14 protein-coding genes are annotated in these 16,322 nt (G+C 60.5%); 4 read left to right on the top strand and 10 right to left on the bottom strand.

The window, feature by feature from the left end; all coding sequences use genetic code 11:
* Window positions 1-64 precede the first annotated feature (64 nt).
* Window positions 65-850 carry an N-formylglutamate amidohydrolase gene (locus tag H7H48_RS19005; RefSeq protein ID WP_229450720.1) on the top strand — a complete coding sequence of 262 codons (786 nt, stop codon included), beginning with the start codon at window positions 65-67 and terminating at the stop codon, window positions 848-850.
* A 29-nt stretch (window positions 851-879) separates the two neighbouring features.
* On the opposite strand, the gene H7H48_RS19000 is transcribed toward H7H48_RS19005, so the two are convergent.
* Window positions 880-1,923, bottom strand: a complete 1,044-nt coding sequence (locus H7H48_RS19000) for a class I SAM-dependent methyltransferase (RefSeq protein WP_229450719.1) — start codon at window positions 1,921-1,923, stop codon at window positions 880-882.
* 259 nt (window positions 1,924-2,182) lie between these two features.
* Between H7H48_RS19000 and H7H48_RS18995 the strand changes: the two genes are divergently transcribed.
* The gene (locus tag H7H48_RS18995) at window positions 2,183-4,162 is read left to right on the top strand and encodes a bifunctional diguanylate cyclase/phosphodiesterase (protein ID WP_229450718.1); all 1,980 of its coding nucleotides are present in this window, start codon (window positions 2,183-2,185) and stop codon (window positions 4,160-4,162) included.
* Window positions 4,163-4,278: 116 nt separating this feature from the next.
* Entirely contained in the window at window positions 4,279-5,757 is a 1,479-nt protein-coding gene (locus H7H48_RS18990; protein WP_229450717.1) for a serine hydrolase, read from the top strand.
* Here H7H48_RS18990 and rbsK read toward each other — a convergent pair.
* The 6 genes from rbsK to H7H48_RS18960 all read right to left on the bottom strand — a co-directional run bounded on the left by rbsK (window position 5,754) and on the right by H7H48_RS18960 (window position 12,463).
* Window positions 5,754-6,698 (bottom strand): ribokinase, encoded by a 945-nt coding sequence (rbsK, locus tag H7H48_RS18985; RefSeq protein ID WP_229450716.1) that lies wholly within the window; start codon window positions 6,696-6,698, stop codon window positions 5,754-5,756. The two genes, H7H48_RS18990 and rbsK, sit on opposite strands and share 4 nt — an antisense overlap.
* A gap of 3 nt (window positions 6,699-6,701) precedes the next feature.
* Window positions 6,702-7,808: an aldose 1-epimerase family protein gene (locus tag H7H48_RS18980; protein ID WP_229450715.1), complete on the bottom strand. Its 1,107-nt coding sequence runs from the start codon at window positions 7,806-7,808 to the stop codon at window positions 6,702-6,704.
* Entirely contained in the window at window positions 7,805-8,815 is a 1,011-nt protein-coding gene (locus H7H48_RS18975; protein WP_229450714.1) for an ABC transporter permease, read from the bottom strand. Before H7H48_RS18975 ends, H7H48_RS18980 begins: the two co-directional genes overlap by 4 nt.
* A gap of 13 nt (window positions 8,816-8,828) precedes the next feature.
* Window positions 8,829-9,806 carry an ABC transporter permease gene (locus tag H7H48_RS18970; protein WP_065817863.1) on the bottom strand — a complete coding sequence of 326 codons (978 nt, stop codon included), beginning with the start codon at window positions 9,804-9,806 and terminating at the stop codon, window positions 8,829-8,831.
* A gap of 9 nt (window positions 9,807-9,815) precedes the next feature.
* Window positions 9,816-11,312 (bottom strand): sugar ABC transporter ATP-binding protein, encoded by a 1,497-nt coding sequence (locus H7H48_RS18965; protein ID WP_229450713.1) that lies wholly within the window; start codon window positions 11,310-11,312, stop codon window positions 9,816-9,818.
* A 104-nt stretch (window positions 11,313-11,416) separates the two neighbouring features.
* A complete protein-coding gene (locus H7H48_RS18960; protein WP_229450712.1) occupies window positions 11,417-12,463 on the bottom strand; it encodes an autoinducer 2 ABC transporter substrate-binding protein in 1,047 nt (348 codons plus the stop codon).
* A gap of 221 nt (window positions 12,464-12,684) precedes the next feature.
* Here H7H48_RS18960 and H7H48_RS18955 point away from each other — a divergent pair, with 221 nt between their 5' ends.
* Window positions 12,685-13,401 (top strand): DeoR/GlpR family DNA-binding transcription regulator, encoded by a 717-nt coding sequence (locus H7H48_RS18955; protein ID WP_229450711.1) that lies wholly within the window; start codon window positions 12,685-12,687, stop codon window positions 13,399-13,401.
* Between the two features lie 30 nt (window positions 13,402-13,431).
* Here the strand turns inward: H7H48_RS18955 and H7H48_RS18950 are convergent, their stop codons facing one another.
* The 3 genes from H7H48_RS18950 to H7H48_RS18940 are packed head-to-tail and all read right to left on the bottom strand — an operon-like array spanning window position 13,432 to window position 16,291.
* Window positions 13,432-14,520 carry an ABC transporter ATP-binding protein gene (locus H7H48_RS18950; protein WP_229450710.1) on the bottom strand — a complete coding sequence of 363 codons (1,089 nt, stop codon included), beginning with the start codon at window positions 14,518-14,520 and terminating at the stop codon, window positions 13,432-13,434.
* Between the two features lie 2 nt (window positions 14,521-14,522).
* Window positions 14,523-15,308: an ABC transporter permease gene (locus H7H48_RS18945; RefSeq protein ID WP_223022786.1), complete on the bottom strand. Its 786-nt coding sequence runs from the start codon at window positions 15,306-15,308 to the stop codon at window positions 14,523-14,525.
* Entirely contained in the window at window positions 15,305-16,291 is a 987-nt protein-coding gene (locus tag H7H48_RS18940) for an ABC transporter permease (protein WP_229450709.1), read from the bottom strand. Before H7H48_RS18940 ends, H7H48_RS18945 begins: the two co-directional genes overlap by 4 nt.
* Window positions 16,292-16,322: the final 31 nt, after the last annotated feature.

The raw sequence follows: 16,322 nt of genomic DNA, 5'->3' as shown, positions 1-16,322 counted from the left end.
TACATCTTGCAATGAAACAATTGGATTTGTACGATTTCATACAAATCGCTTGGGAGGCATCCGCGTGTCTGATCTGAATGAAACCGCGCTGCATGGGGTCCTTAAGGCGCATGAGCCGCACCCCCTTGAAACATTCAACGAAGACGCGGCATCAGACTACTTCATCATCTGTGAGCATGCGGGGCGGAGGATCCCCGAAAGTCTCGGCACAATGGGGCTTTCCGAAAACGATCTCAGCCGCCATATCGCCTGGGATATCGGTGCGCTTTCAGTCGCAAAAAAGCTTTCTGATCTTCTGGATGCGCCGCTATACACGCAACGCTATTCGCGCCTCGTCTGTGACTGCAACCGGCAACCCGATGCGGAAACCTTCGCGCCTGAAACGAGCGAAGGCACGGTGGTTCCGGCCAACAGAAATCTCTCACCCGATGAGCGCAGAATGCGGGCAGAAGAGATTTTCTGGCCGTTCCACAATGCCGTATCGCAGGCGCTGGATCGGCGGGAAGAGGAGGGGCGCAAGACAAGGCTTGTGACGATCCACTCATTCACGCCTGTCTTTCTGGGCAAGAGCCGTCCTTGGGAAATCGGCATTCTGTTTAACCGGGACAAGACGCTTTCGCCGGCAATGCTCGACTGGTTTCGCAGGAACACGGACCTGTGTGTTGGGAGCAATCAACCCTATGCCGTGAGTGACGCCACGGACTATGCTGTGCCAGTCCATGGCGAAAGGCGCGGCATACCCTGTGTCGAGATCGAGATCCGCAACGATCTCATCGGATCTGAAGAAGACGCAGCCGATTGGGCGGATCTTATTGCCAAAGGTCTGGTGGCGTCCGAGCCCCTGCTCTGACGCTTCAAACCACAGGATGAGAAAGCCGGTCAGTCGGCGTGTTTGCGAATGACGCCGTAGACGATGTTGCGGTTGCTGCCGTAAAAGACCTCGGTATCGGCATGGTTCTTGTCGATCGCGCGGTCGATTATGTCCTGCATGTCCTTGTCCGCGCGCAGGATCAGCGGCCAGTCCATGAAGGTTTCCATGTAGCCATCGGTGGTGATCTCGTCGCTGAAATTGGCAAACAGGAACTCGCCGCCCGGTTTGACCAGTTCCATGGCGCGCTGCGTGAGGCGGATCGCAACAGCACGTGGCAAATAGTCATAGAGCCCTGAGGCATAGACAAGATCGAAGGTGCCGAGCTTGTAGGAGCGGCGGAGAATGCCTTTGACGGAGCCATCAATGGCTTCGACGCCGGTTCCGGCCAGATCACGATTGACCGTTCCGACGCTGATGGGGTCCTGATCGAGCCCGATCCAGCGTTTCAGTTTTTTCCCGGCCAGGGCTTTGGACAGTTCCGCTTCGCGGAGGTGGCCGCAGGCTATCGCCAGCACTTCAGGGTTGTCGACACGCTCTGCGGTGGCGTCCACGGTGCGCGCAAGTATATCGCGCCTTTCGCGGCCAGCCACAGAGCTCGCTGCTTCACTTGTGTAGGCGTAGATTTCGCGGCCGAGTTCCGTGGAGGAGGCCACGATCTCGTCGGCGCTGGGATGCTTGTAGTAAATGTCGAGCAGGCTGGCATCGCCGGAATAACCGCGCGGCTTTTCAAAGGACCAGCGCGTAAAAGGATCCTGTTTGAGGAACTCGGAGACAGGGTGCTCCTGAGCCAGGGGAATAAGCTGTTGCCAAACGGCGGGTGATGCCTGGTTGCGCAGTTCGTGGAGACGGCCTGCAAGCCGGTCAACGACTTGTCCCGCTGGCGTGCCTGCTTCGAAACCCTGGCGGGCCAGATCGAGAATCAGGGCTAGCTGAGCAATCTTCTCTTTCAGCTCTGTGGAATCGGCGACATCAGACGTTGTCGCGTGCTTCTTGATGAGCCGAGATGTAATCAAACTCTGCTCGTCAAGCTTCAAATGAGAGGCTTGTGCCACGTGTTCGTCCCCTTGGCTGGTCCCGATCACTATACCCGCACCGGGTCAGATGCGAAAGAATTTAATCAATTTGGACTAAAACTTATGCGGGTCAGGATTGTCCTGATAAGCCGGCGAGCGAGACCGCAGGAAGAGAGGTCATTTACGTATTGTTAATGTAAAATGGCGTTTCCAGCGAAGGGGCGATGCCCAGAACGTCAAGTTAAGACATCCTAATCGTTTGCCGTGTAATAAAGATATGTTGCAAAGGAAGGTCACGATGCAACTATCTGCGGATATTGCACGAAAGCTTATGGAAGCGCTTTCGAGCCCTCGTTCGGGACTGGTAGATCCCAAACTGATGCGATTGCTGTTCCAGCACGACGCTGCTCAGCAGCGTCTGGTGGTTCGTTGGGGCATGTGGGCTGCTGTGCTCAGTTACATGGCATACGGCGTTTTCGACTGGATTCTCTTCCCTGACATTGCGGGGCAGCTGGTGTTTGCCCGGTGCGCCATCGGCATCTCATTTTTGGCGGTAATTGAATTTGGGATTCGTCGTGGCGCTTCACTTGCTGCCATGCATCTTGTCGCTGCCGCAGCCATAGTCATCGGAGCGGTGGGCTGGTTGCTTCTTGCGCTTGTCACGGCGCATCAGCAGGCACTTTCGCATTTTATCGTCTTCGGCATCGTGTTCGTGCTTGGGGCGAATCTGTTCTTCAATTTCCGCTTCATTTTGTCGGCCATCTCGTCGACGATCATTGCCACTGTCTTCGTGGCGGCGACCTTGCTCGTGCTCGAGATCGATTTTACGGCCCGCCTCGTGATCGCGGCACTTTTCATCAACTGCCTCGTCTTTTCTCTGTATCTTTCGTGGCGGCTGGGCGTGGAGCGGTACTGGACGTTCCTTGAGGCTCTTCAGGCCAAATCGCAGGCTCATGCCGCGACCAAAAAGGGTGACGAACTTCACAGGATCGCAAACACGGATCCGCTGACGGGGCTTCGCAACCGCCGTGCGATCACCAGCGCTTTTTCCGAACTCTACGAAGCATGCGCTGGGGAAGAGGACGAGATCGGTGTGGTGCTCATCGATGTGGACCACTTCAAGAAGTTCAACGACCGGCTCGGGCATCAGGCAGGCGACGATTGTCTCATACGAGTGGCGCAGACGCTGGAGGAGACGGCCGAGGCCAACGGCTCCATCGTGGGGCGCTATGGCGGCGAGGAATTCCTGGTGCTGAGCCGGATAGCCGGGCCGGACGAATTACGAAGCCTGGCGGAAGAATTCTGTCGTGTGGTGGAAAACCTCGAGATCCATCATCCAGACAGGGGGGACGGTGTTGAGATTGTGACGATCAGCGCCGGCGCGTCCCAGACATCGCCCAGTGGAGGCAGCGAGTTGCAGGACGTCCTGCAGGAAGCAGACCGCGCGCTCTACATCTCGAAATTCACTGGTCGCTCCCGGGTGACCATCTACGATCCGCAGATCATCGATGCGGATCATTCGGGCGAGAGTCTGGCCGGACTGCTGGCCCACGCCATCGAGAGACAGTGCATATCGGTCGTCTACCAGCCGATCATTCAACTCGGCACCGAAGAGATCATCGGCTACGAGACCCTGATGCGGCTGAAGGGCAGCAATGGTCGGCTGGTGAAGCCCGACATTTTCATACCGGTTGCAGAGCAGAACGGAGCGATTGTCGAACTGGGCGCATGGGTCTTCGAGCAAGCCTGTGCTGACGTGGCGCGCTACAAGCTTGACGGTGTTATTGCCGTGAACATCTCTGCGGTTCAGCTCAAGGCTCCCGGCTTTGCGCTCCGTGTTGCGGAGATGCTCGCGCGTCACGGGCTGGCACCGGCTCAGTTCGCGCTCGAACTCTCCGAAAGAGGCGACATTCTGGGGCAGTCGCAGGCTGCGCAGACAGTCGAGCAGCTTCGAAGCCTTGGCGTACAGATATGGCTTGATGATTTCGGAACCGGTTACGCCGGTATCGATTGTCTGCGCCGTTTTGAACTGGATATCGTCAAGATCGATCGCAGCTTTCTGCCTGAAGGCCGGCACCCGCGGGATGTCCGCATGCTTACGGGCATGATCCAGCTTCTGCGAAGCCTCGGGCGCACGGTTCTCGTCGAAGGCGTGGAAACCGTGGAACAGAAGAAGCTGCTCGAGGACCTTGGTGTCGATTTCGCCCAAGGCTATCTGATTGGCCGGCCCCAGCCTGTGAGTGAGATCATTGGGGATCAGAAGTCCGAAGTTGCCTGAGGGGCGGCGGTCATCGCGCGCCGGCAAACCACAATCTTCATTGACATGGAAACTTGAACACGGCGCCGCCCGGCAATGACCTTTGGCCGGATTGTGTCGGTGGATGGGAGCGGGGAATGGTGAAACGCGACTGGTCGGCTGCCGAAGCGGTTGCGCATGAATGGCTCGGCGCCTGGTCGAGCAACGAGCCGGGAGGGGTGGTCCTCGGAATGCAGAACGGCGCGCCGAAACTGATCGCAGCCGCCGGGCATTGCGGGGCAGGGCTTGGCCCCATCGGGGCGGATACGGTGTTTCGCTGGGCTTCCATCACGAAGCACGTATTTGCCACCTGTCTTCTGGAATCTAAGACCTTCGCTCTCGAGATGCCCTTGGGCGAGGCACTTCCCGAGCTGGCCACCACGCCTGCGGCGGTGACGGTCGGCCAGGCGCTGGCCATGCAGGGCGGGTTGCCGGATCCGCGCGAGTGCCTGACCCTGCTCGGTGTGGGAACCCATGAACGCACCGAGGCGGACGCGCTGTATCGATGGATGGCCGGGTGCGACTGGCTCAATGCGCTGCCGGGCACAGAAGTCGCCTATTCGAATGGCGGCTATCGCCTGTTGGAAGTGGCAATGGCGCGCCGGGGCTTTGTTTTCTCCGAGATGGTTGCGGCCCATGCGAAGCGGCTCGGGACCGGCATGCGGGCTTCGGAATACTGGACTGATCCGGTACCGGGTCTGGTGCCCGGGCATGTGCCCGAGGCCAATGGCTGGTCAGAGGGCTTTCAGGGGATGCATCTTTCGGCTGCCGGCTCGCTTTCCGGATCGGCGATGGACCTCGCACGCTGGCTCGGTGATCTGATGCCGCGCATGATCTTCGACCGGATTGCACGACCGCTGCCGCTCGGCTCGGGAGAGGCAACGGGCTACGGGCTTGGAATAAGCCTGGCGCGAATTGGCGGTATGGCGGTACCGGGCCATGGCGGGGCCCAGGCGGGTTATCGCGCGGGTTTTCTTTGTGACCCCGCGGATGGAACTGCGCTCGTGGCGCTCACCAACCGAGATGATGCTGACGCCACCGGGCTGGTTGCCCGTGTATGGGCGGGGCTTTGCGGGGTTGCGCCGGGCACCTTGCCGAAGCCTGCGGGCGAATGGGCTCCTCCGGGTCTCTATGTGGCTGAGCAGGGTGCGCTATGGGCCGAGGTGAGGCCAGGCTCGATCGTCGTCCGCGACGCGGAGGAAAAGCTTTTCGAGGGCGATGACGGCTGGCTCGTCTCCAATGCGGCTCAATCGCGCATGCGCCTGCGGTATGAGGATGGTGCACTGACCGGAGAGCTCTTTCACCGTCCAGTCAGGCTGTTGCCCGCGAAGGACGACGCGGCGATGCCCGGTCTCGAAGGCGACTGGATTTGCAATGGTGCGTTTCTTCAGATCGAGGGGCGGACGCTCAACTGGGGTGCGGGGCCACGCAGAAGCGCAGCACCCATGAGCCCGCTTGGGAATGGGCGATGGCTGTTTGCTGCCAATGGTCGGCGCATCTGCCTTGAGCGTCTTTCGGAGAGCCGGCTGCGGCTCTCACTTGCAAGGGCGCGGGGGATGGAATACCAGCGGCTTTAGCTGGCAACCTCCTTGCAGAACCTCTCGAACTCGGCTGCTGAAGCATAGGATTTCTGTGTGCCGCGGCGGCCGACAGAATAGGCCGCGTAGCGCGCCGCGCGATTGAGCGCCTCTTCCGTGTCTCCCGTCGCTGCGAGGAAATGCGCGAAGGAGCCGATGAAGGCATCACCCGCACCGGTCGTGTCTACCGGGGTTACGCGAACCGGCTCGATGGAAGCGAAACGGTCGGCGGTAACGAGACGCGCGCCACGCGCACCGAGCGTGACGATGATCGTGCCGATGCCTTTTGCGATGAGGCTGCGGGCAGCGGCAAGGATTTCATCTTCGGTGCCGGTCGGCATGCCTGAAAGAAGCGAAAGCTCGCTCTCATTGGGCACGAGGAATCCGAGGCTTTTGAGATCGGCGACGCTCAGCTCTTTCGTGGCCGGGGCCGGATTGAGGATGGTCGGCACGCCCCATTCGGCGGCACGGCGCACGGTGTGGTAGATGGTCTCGAGCGGAATCTCGAGCTGCATGAGGATCAGGTCCGCTTCACGCAGGGTTTCCTCGGCGGCATCGACATCGGCGGGCAGAAGGTCCGCATTCGCACCCTTGACGATCAGGATCGAGTTTTCTCCGGACTCTTCCACGAAGATGGGCGCAACTCCGGACGATTTTCCAACCACTTTGGCGACATGGCGCGTATCGATGCCGTGGTCGGAGAAGTTGCGGATCGTGTTGTCGCCGAAAAGGTCATCGCCGACTTTCGTGACCATGCTGACGGCGGAGCCGAGTTTTGCGGCCGCAACCGCCTGGTTGGCGCCCTTGCCGCCGCAGCCGCTCTCGAAGCTGGGCGCTTCCAGCGTTTCGCCCGGCTCGGGCATCCGGTCGATATAGGTGATCAGATCAACCATGTTGGAGCCGACAACGGCGATGCGTCCGGCCTTTTCGGGTGAAGCCATGGGTCAGTCCTTGCTCATGTCGTTGACATCCGAGATCGCGGCAGGTGCTTCCTGCGCGCTCAGATAGCCGAGGGTAACGGGGAAGCGCGCGGTCTCGCCGGGCGAAAGCATGCGAACATGCCCCTTGGCCTTCTCTGCGGTGTAGCCCTCGGGCTCGCAAGTGGAAGGCAGGGCGAAGGCCGCGACCTGGGCATCGCCATCGTTCAGGATCCAGCGGACGCAGTGAGGAAAATCTGCCGGGTCGTAGCTGACGGAAAAGCCGTCGCCCTCGGGCAGTTCCATGACGAGCCGTGTGCGGCCTGTCTGATCCCGGCCGAGATCACGTAGATAGAAAACCTGCTCCGGGCTGTAGAGCTTGGGTTCATCCAGCCTGCGCATGCGCGCCGGGTTGATGGCGAGATCTTCCAAGAGAGCCTTGAAGGCCGGCGATGGCGTCACGTGGCCGGGGATTGCCTTGCGGACAACGGTGGATTCCGGAGAAAAACCGGTTGGCTGGTGGATTTCTGCGCCGGCGATGAAGTCGAAATTGGCATGCAGCATGTACATGAGCTCCATCGGGTGCGCCGACAGGTTCTTGACCTCCATGTCCACATGGATCAGGCCGCTTTCCGCATGCAGGCGCACACAGGGCCGGGCGACGTAATGCGGCCCGAACCCCATGACATGTTCCACATGACCACCGACTTCGGCAAACGCACCCCGATCGTCTTCTCCGAAACGAATATGAGCGCTGTCCATGGCTGCAACCGGCATTTCACCGTGCAGCGGATGGTCATCCGCGGGGCCGGGGGTTCCGTTGCGGAGAACGCCGGCGTGGTAGGCGAAAGCACCATAGGTTTCGAGGATGGAAGAACCGCGCCGCGGGTAGGGAAAGACATTGCCCATGGTGAGACGCCGCCCATCGAACACGGCATCCCAGATCATCTGGCCGAGATAGGGCAGAACGGTCACCTGTCCGCGCGCGTTTTCAATGCGCAAGCCCTCAACGGATGAGGGGAAGCGGAAGGCCGTGATGGTGAAGGCGCCATGAGTTGCCAGAACGCGTTCGCCGCGGTCCGGAAACAGATCCGGTGAAAGATGGACAATGGTGTCGTTTTCGGAAGCGCTCATTTGCCGGACCTCAGATAGTTGATGGCGATCACCAGCACCAGGAAAGCGCCCCAGACCGCATCGATCATGAAGTTGGATGCCCGCATCATCTGCATGCCGGAAGACAGGAACATGAGTGCGACGAGTGCCAGCAGGACACCAAGGACGCGGCCCTTGCCCCCGGCCGGATTGGTGCCGCCGAGAACGGCGATCAGCACTGCCTGCAACAGATAGGAGGCGCCGAAATCGGCCTTGGCCGAATTGGTGCGCCCGGACAGGAGGATGCCGGCAATGGCGGCCATGACGCCCGTCAGGGCATAGCTGTAGAGGATCATGCGTGAACTGCGGATGCCGGCGAAGACAGCGGCGCGGGCATTGGTGCCGATCAGCATCAGGTTCACGCCGAGGTGCGTGCGTCGAAGCAGGACGGCGACCACCAGGGCGACGAGGATCAACACCCAGAACGGGGCCGCAACGCCGAGCAGTTTCCCCGTGCCGATCCAGTTCCAGGTTTCGGGGTAGCCGACAATGGCCGGACCGCCGGTCAAGACGAGCGCCAGACCCGCGAACACCTGACCTGTGCCGAGTGTCGCCAGAATGGGAATGATGCGCAGGCGCGATATCAGAAGCCCGTTGACGAGCCCTGCCGCCAGGCCGACAAGAAGTGCGATCATCACCCCCATGGCGGTGTGCAGGACAAGGCCGAGACCACCCGCATCGAGCGCCTCGGCAACCATGGGATGGCGGAAATAGACACCCGCCGTGATGGCCGCCAGATTGGCAATCGCCACGATGGAAAGGTCGATGCCGCCTGTGAGCATGGCGACCATCATCGCGATGCACAGGATGCCGAGCTCCGGCATGATGTAGGTGATGGATTCGAAATTATAGTAACGCAGGAACTTGTCGGGGTTCATCGCCGCCATCAGGACAAAGATGACCACCGTGATCACGGCGAGCTGCGCGATGGAGGCATCGCTGCCAAGCAGGCGACGGACGAGGGATTTTTCTTCGGCTTTAGCGCTCATCTTGTGCTCCCCCTCAGGCCAGTTTCTTGCGGTCGCGCCACGCGGTGATCGCCGTCGCTGCAATGATGATCAGGCCGACGACAACGCGCTGCCAAGTGGTGTCCACCTTCATCAGGATCAGCGAATTCTTGACCATGACCAGCGTGAACACGCCGATCATGGTGCCGAGCACCGATCCGCGCCCGCCGAAGATCGAAGCGCCGCCGAGCACCACGGCTGCGATGACATCGAGCTCCAGGCCGATGAAATCGCGCGGGTTCGCCTGCCAGATCATGGAACTGTGCAGGAGGCCGGCAAAGCCCGCCAGGAGCCCTGCGGTGCAGTAGACGAAGAAGATCGTACGGCGGGTGTTGACGCCGGCGCGGCGGGCCGATTCCGGATCGCCGCCATAGGCGTAGACGGAACGGCCGGTCATCGTGTGGCGGAGGATGATATGGATCACGAGCGCGATGGCCAGATAGACCAGGATCATCGCAGTCAGACCGACCGTAGCGCCGTTCTGGGCCGTTACGGTTGCCAGATCCTGTTTGCCGAATGCGATCAGCGCGTCGGGCATCTTGTTGATATTGACGATGGATGTTCCCAGGAGGCCGAGGACGAGGCCGCGTATGATAGAGGCGGTGCCGAGGGTGACGATCAGCGGGATCATCTTGAAGCGGTCGATGATGAAGGCGTTGAATGCGCCGAGCAGAACGCCGATCACGGAGGCGGCGATGAAGGGCAGAAGCACGCCGTCATAGTCGAGTGCGACCATGGTGCGCACCGTGATATAGAGCGCGGCCGCGGAAATGGCGGGGAACGACACATCGATGCCGCCCGAAATCATGATCAGCAGCACGCCGAGCGCCATGATGCCGATCACGACGTTGGCCTTGGCCAGGCTGAAGAGATTGGCGACCCCCCAGAAGGCCGGATTGACGAGGCCGATCAGAACCATCACCGCCAGGAGGACGAGGGCAATCACGGTCTCCGTGGATTGGAACCTTTTCATCTCACCGCCTTACTTCAATGCCTTGAGGCTGTCGTTGATCGCATCTTCGGTCATGTCGGCACCGGCGAATTCGGCCACGAAACGGCCGTCATGCATGACATGGATGCGGTTGCAGTTTCCGGTCAGTTCCGGCACGTCGTCCGAGATCATCAGCACGGCGACGCCCTCCTTGCGGGCAAGGTCGCGGATGATGTGGTGGATCTTGGCTTTGGAACCGACATCGACGCCCACGGTCGGGCCATTGAGAATGAGCACTTTTGCTCCCGTCAGGAGCCAGCGCCCGAGCATGACGCGTTGTGCATTGCCGCCGGAAAGATTGCCGACAGCCGTTTCCGGCGACGGAGCGGCGATCTGCATGGAGGCGAACATATCCTCGGTCTTTTGGCGCATGGCGTCGCGGTCCAGAAAGAGGCCGCGCCGCAGGCGGTCGAGAATGCTCACCACCATGTTGCGTTCGATGGACTGGGTGAGAAAGAGACCTTCGCTCAACCGGTCTTCGGGCACATAGGCAATGCCAAGCGCAATGGCCTCCTGCACCGAATGGGGGAAGGCATCCTGTCCGGCGATGCGGAAGGATCTGGCTGTGGCGCTCTCCATGCCGAAGAGCGCCTGCGCGAGCTCGGTTCGGCCGGAGCCAATCAGCCCCGAAACACCGACGATCTCGCCCGGACGCAGCGAAAGGCTGACATTGTCGACGCTTCCCGGCACGCTCAGGCTCTCGACCTCCAGGGCCGGTGGCGTGTCTGGCGCAATGTCGGGTGCGTAGGGCTCGTCGTCGAGCTCGAGCCCGGTCATGGCATGGGTGATTGCGGGTTCGTCGAAGTCGCTCATCGCGCCTTCGGCGACCTTCTTTCCGTTTCGGAACACGGTCAGGCGTTCGGAAATTTCCAGCATCTCGCGCATTTTGTGGCTGACGAACAGAACGGCGATGCCCTGCGCCTGCAGATCGCGAACTATGGCGAAGAGCGCATCGACCTCGTGCCCGGTAAGCGCGGTGGTCGGCTCGTCCATGACGATGAGCCGGGCCTTGGCGAGAATGGCGCGGGCAATGGCGACGATCTGCTTGCCGGAGGTGGGAAGGGTTTCCACCTCGGCGTCGACATCGATCTCAACATCGAGACGGGTCAAAACCTCTCGCGCCATCCTGCGGGCGCGTGGCCAGTCCATGCGCCCACGCCCTTCAAGCAGGTAGGTGTTGAGGGCGAGGTTCTCGGCCACGGTCAGGTTCCCGAAAAGGGAAAAATCCTGATAGATCACCTGCACGCCCTTGTGTACGGCGGTGATCGGGTCCAGTCGGCTGACGGGTTTGCCGTCAAACAGGATTTCACCCTCGTCGGGCGTGTAGATGCCCGACATGACCTTGATGATGGTGGATTTTCCAGAACCGTTCTCGCCGGCGAGGCAGTGAATCTCACCGGGCCGAATGCCCATGGAGACGCCGTCAAGTGCGTGAACGCCACCGAAGCGCTTGCTGATGTTCTTCAGCTCGATCAGATACTCGGACATGATTTTTCCGGCAGGCTGAATGGAAAGACCCGGCCACGCAGATATGGACGGCCAGATGCGGTCCTGAGCCGGCGCACACGAGGGTGCGCCGGAGGTCTTCAGGATCAGAAGTCGTATTTGTCCATGTTCTCGGCGGTGACGCCGACCCAGCCGGCTCCGTAGAGCAGGTTCGGACGATCTTCATTCGGCGTGATCAGAGATTCATAGCCGGTGAGGCCAAGATTAAGGCCTGCCTTGATCTGATCGCCTTTGCCTTCGAGCGCGGCGACGGCGAGCATGTTCATGGCATAGCCGGCAACGGCCGGATCCCAGAACTGGATGTACTGGATGTCGCCATTGGCGAGATATTCACCCGCCACGGAGGGGAGGCCCGTGCCGGCAAAGAAGACCTTGTCCTTCAGGCCGCCTTCGGCGATCAGGCGACCGGCGCCGGCCGAGGTCGGCATCGGAGCGCCGAGAATGCCGGTGATGTCCGGATAGGTGGTCATCGCCTCTTTGAGCTTGGTGTAGTCGGTGGCCGCATCGTCATAGGTTTCAAGACGGTCGCCGACCATTTCCATGTCCGGGAAGTGCTCTTTCTGATAGGCGACGGCGCCGTCCACCCACTCCATCTGGCTCTTGGAGGTCAGCGAGCCGACGGTGGCGACATATTTGCCCTTGCCGCCCGTGAACTTGCCGAGTTCCTTCATCAGGTTTGCGCCATAGGCGAGGTTGTCGAAGGCCTCGAGATCGTAGTCGGTGTTTTCGAGGTTCGAGGCCTCGTGCGAGATGACGACGATACCGCGGTCGCGCGCTTTCTTGAGCACCGGCTCGACAGCTTCCACCGAAAACGGAACGACGGCGATGGCGTCGACGCCCTGCGCGATCAGGTTTTCGATGATCTGGACCTGGGCGGCTGCATCAGCCTGGCTGGGGCCAACCATCCAGACATCGTGTCCGGTATCGGCCTTGAACTGCTCGACACCGTCGCGCATGCGGTCGAACCAGGCGATGCCGTCGACCTTCACGACGGTCGCGATCGTGTATTTCTTGTCGTCTTTCGTGGCGATCAGCTCTTTGTTGAGCTTGGATGTATCCACGATCTGTTCCGCGAGCGCGGACGTGCCCAAAAGGGACAGGGCGATAGATGCTGCGGTGAGCAGAGCTTTCATTGACGTATCCTCCTCCTCGGTTCCGAGAACGCGCGGAAAACCTGCGGCTCGGGACTCATATTGAACGAATTATCTCAATACCTTGTCGGAATATTGATCAATTCACTTCAATATGATCATATCCTATCATAACCTGCAACCCTTGTAAGTGGATGACCACACTTGCACACAAGTGGCCTGGCGATGGAGTATCGCTCAAACTGAATGGCCTGGAGAATCATGTGGCGAGACCTTCCGGACGAGTGGCGCGTATCGAAGCGCTCAAGAAGCTCTGTGCCTCTGGCACGATTTTGCACATCGCCGAAGCCGCGCAGGAGCTCAACACCTCCGAGATAACGATCCGGCGTGATCTGGGGGATGGCGAGAATGGCATTTTGTGCCTGGGCGGCTACATCATGTCGGCCAATGAGAATGGCGAACGCTATTCGCTGTCTCATGCTCAGGGGACGAACACCCAGGCCAAGACGCAGGTGGCGCGCCGGGCAGCGGCTTTGGTCGAAGCGGAAGACACGATCTTCGTGGACTGCGGGTCGACGCTGCAATATCTCGCTGCGAGCCTGCCGCAGAACGCGAATGTCACGGTCGTGACGCAGGCGATGAACATCGCCGAAATGGTCTCCCGGCTGGATGGCGTGACCCTGATCCTGCTGGCCGGAATCTATCATCCCGAGAGCGGAAGCTTCAGCTCCGACACCGCGCTTGGCATGCTGCAGGAAATCAACATCACCAAGGGCTTTTTCTCCGCTGCCGGTATCCATGAAAGCGAAGGCGTGACCTGCTTTCACTTTCACGAGGTTGCCGTCAAACGCGCGGCGATGGCGCGGTCGCAGCGGAGGTTTCTGGTTTCCGATGCATCCAAATGGGGAAAGCTGCGCCCGGCAACTTTCGCCCAGCTCAATGAGTTTGAGACATGGATCGGGCAACCCGAAACCGAATGAGGGGCGCCGCTTCATCACGGCGCCACAAATTCAGTCGCGCAGAACGGTAAGCCGTTCAGGCTCCCAGCTGATCCAGAGCTGGTCATCGGCGATTTCAGCGGCCTTGCCGGCGTCCATATAGGCGCGGATGACACTGTCCTCGCGCTCGCCGACGCGGATGTCCAGCGAGGTCCGGCTGCCCTTGAAGAGCTTGCTCACAACCCTGCCTTCGACCGCGTTCTGATTGGCCGGCTTCTTGTTGTGGCAGTTCACATTCTCCAGGCGCAGCGAGGCGGTGACGTTTTCGCCAGCAGCGGGCCGGTGACCATGGCCCGAACCGCGGATGGAAAGGCCGTTCCAGTCGAGGATGACAGCGCTGTCTTCCACGCCGCGCACGGTGCCATTGATCAGGTTCGTTTCGCCGATGAACTCGGCGACGAAACGGCTTTCGGGTCGGAAATAGAGATCTTCAGGCGTACCGTCCTGTTCCACGCGGCCCGCATTCATGACGACGATGCGGTCGGACATGGTCAGCGCTTCTTCCTGATCGTGGGTGACGAAGAAGAAGGTTTTGCCCGTACGCTTCTGAATGTCTTTCAGCTCGATCTGCACCTGGCCACGCAGCTTTGCATCGAGCGCGCCGAGTGGCTCGTCGAGAAGCAGGAGTTTGGGGTCCGGGGCAAGCGCGCGGGCAAGCGCGACGCGCTGACGCTGACCGCCGGAAAGCTGGTCGGGCGTGCGGTCGCGGAAGCCGGAAAGCTGCAGGAAGTCGAGCAGTTCCGTCATGCGGCGTTCGATCTCTGGGCGCGATTTGCCCTTGAGTTCGAGCCCGAAGGAGACGTTCTGGCCCACGGTCATGTGCGGGAAGAGCGCATAGTCCTGAAACACCATGTTGACGTCGCGCCGGTTGGGCGGCTGGCTTGTCACATCGACGCCGTCGAGCACGATCCGGCCCTCGGTGGGGTTTTCGAAGCCGCCCAGCATGCGCAGGGTCGTCGACTTGCCGCAGCCGGAGGGGCCGAGGAAGGTGACGAATTCGCCGGCCATGATTTTCATGTCCAGTTGATCCACCGCGACGACACTGCCGAAGCGCTTGGTGACGTTGTCGATATGGACGATGGTGTCCTTTTCGCCGGTCATGGTCAGGAACCTTTGTTCAGGCGCCGCATGGAACGCTCGGCCCACAGGCCAAGGATCGCGGTCATGATGAGAACGATGGTGGAAATGGCGTTGATCTCGGGCGACATGCCCGAACGCAGCTTGGCGAAGATCAGCACCGGAAGCGTCGGCTGGTAGCCGCCGAGGAAGAAGGCGCGCACGAAATCGTCAAAGGACAGGAGCATGCAGAAGATGCCGGCTCCGATCAGCGCGGGCTTCAGATAGGGCAGCGTGACGCGGAAGAAAGCGACGATGCTGTCGGCTCCCAGATCGCGCGCGGCCTCGATATGGCTTTTCGGCTGGGTCGAAAGGCGGGCCATCACCACCAGAGCCACGAAGGGCACATTGTGCACCGTGTGGCCCAGAATGATGGCGAACATGCCGGGTTCGATGTCGATCAGGCGGGCGAAGATGCGCAGCGCGATGGCCGAGATGATGCCGGGGATGACCGCCGGCAGGCAGGCGAGCGCAAAGATGATCGCCTTGCCCCGGAACTGGTTGGGGCCAAGAAACACAGCCACCCATGTGCCGATGATGAGGGACAGGATCGTGGTCGCAATGGCGATGGTCATCGAATAGCCGAAGACCGACAGGACCTCCGTGTCCTGAATGACGGTGGCGTACCAGTCGAGTGTCCAGGAACGGATCGGGAAACCGATGAACTTCGAATCCTTGAAGCCCATGGTCACCATAAGCGCGAGCGGCACGAAGAGATAGACGATGAAGGCCCAGTAGATGACCGACATCAGAATGCGTGTGTTACGGGTCATCGCATCATCCCCTTTCCGTCACGGCCCATCAGCTTGAGGAAAAGGCCGGTTACGCCGAGCGTTGCGATCAGCATGATCGAGGAGAAGGCCGCGCCCATAGGCCACTGATCGCCGGCGACGTGGAAGAAGCCGGCAATGGTTTCCGCAAAGACGGTCGAGCGTGGCCCGCCGAGCAGCACCGGCGTTGCGTAGTAGCCTGTCGAAATCAGGAAGACGAGCGTACAGCCCGACGCGATGCCTTCCCTGGAAAGCGGCAGCGTGATGCGGCGGAAGCGCGTCCACGCGCCCGCACCGAGATCGGCAGCCGCTTCGAGATAATTGTCTGGCAGCTTTTCCAGCGCCGAGTAGAGCGGAAGGAGCATGTAAAGCGCGGTCAGATAGATGATGCCGACACCGAGCGAGAAGCCCGTATACATGAACGGTATAGGTCGATCGATGAGCCCGAGCGATTTGAGCGCCAGATTGACCGCGCCATTGTTGCCGAGCAGGATCATGATCGCGTAGGTGCGCACGATCTCGCCCACCCAGAACGGGATAAGCAGGAGCAGCAGGAAGAGAAGCTGGTTCTTGCGGCTCACATGCTTGGCCAGAAAATAGGCCACCGGATAGGTGATGAGCAGCGTGATCGCGGTGAAGATGAAGGAAAAGGCGAGCGTGCGGAAGAACGGGATGATGAAGACCCGGTCCTGAAAGAACGCGGCCCAGTTGGCGAGCGTGAACTGCGGCTCATGGCCCACTTTGGGAGGATAGGAGTCCAGAAACCCGATCCAGAACATCTCGAGGATGGGGCCGAGATTGGCAAAGAATATCCAGAAGAGCGGCACGCTCGCCAGAATCCAGAACTGACGGCGCTGCGACTTGAACAGCGTGGTGGAAACGGACTGATAAACGCCGTTTCTCATGAGCGCGCCCCAGAATGTCATCCTGCCGTCCGGCGTCGATGGTTCCTGAAGGTCTGCCCTTTGGGTCTCTGCTTGGGCCATGAATGCGGTTGCTCGTGCTTTTCACGCATGG

Origin of the sequence: Nitratireductor sp. B36 (assembly GCF_020833685.1) — a bacterium.
Classification (GTDB): Bacteria; Pseudomonadota; Alphaproteobacteria; order Rhizobiales; family Rhizobiaceae; genus Nitratireductor.
This window is presented reverse-complemented; position numbering and strand designations above follow the sequence as displayed.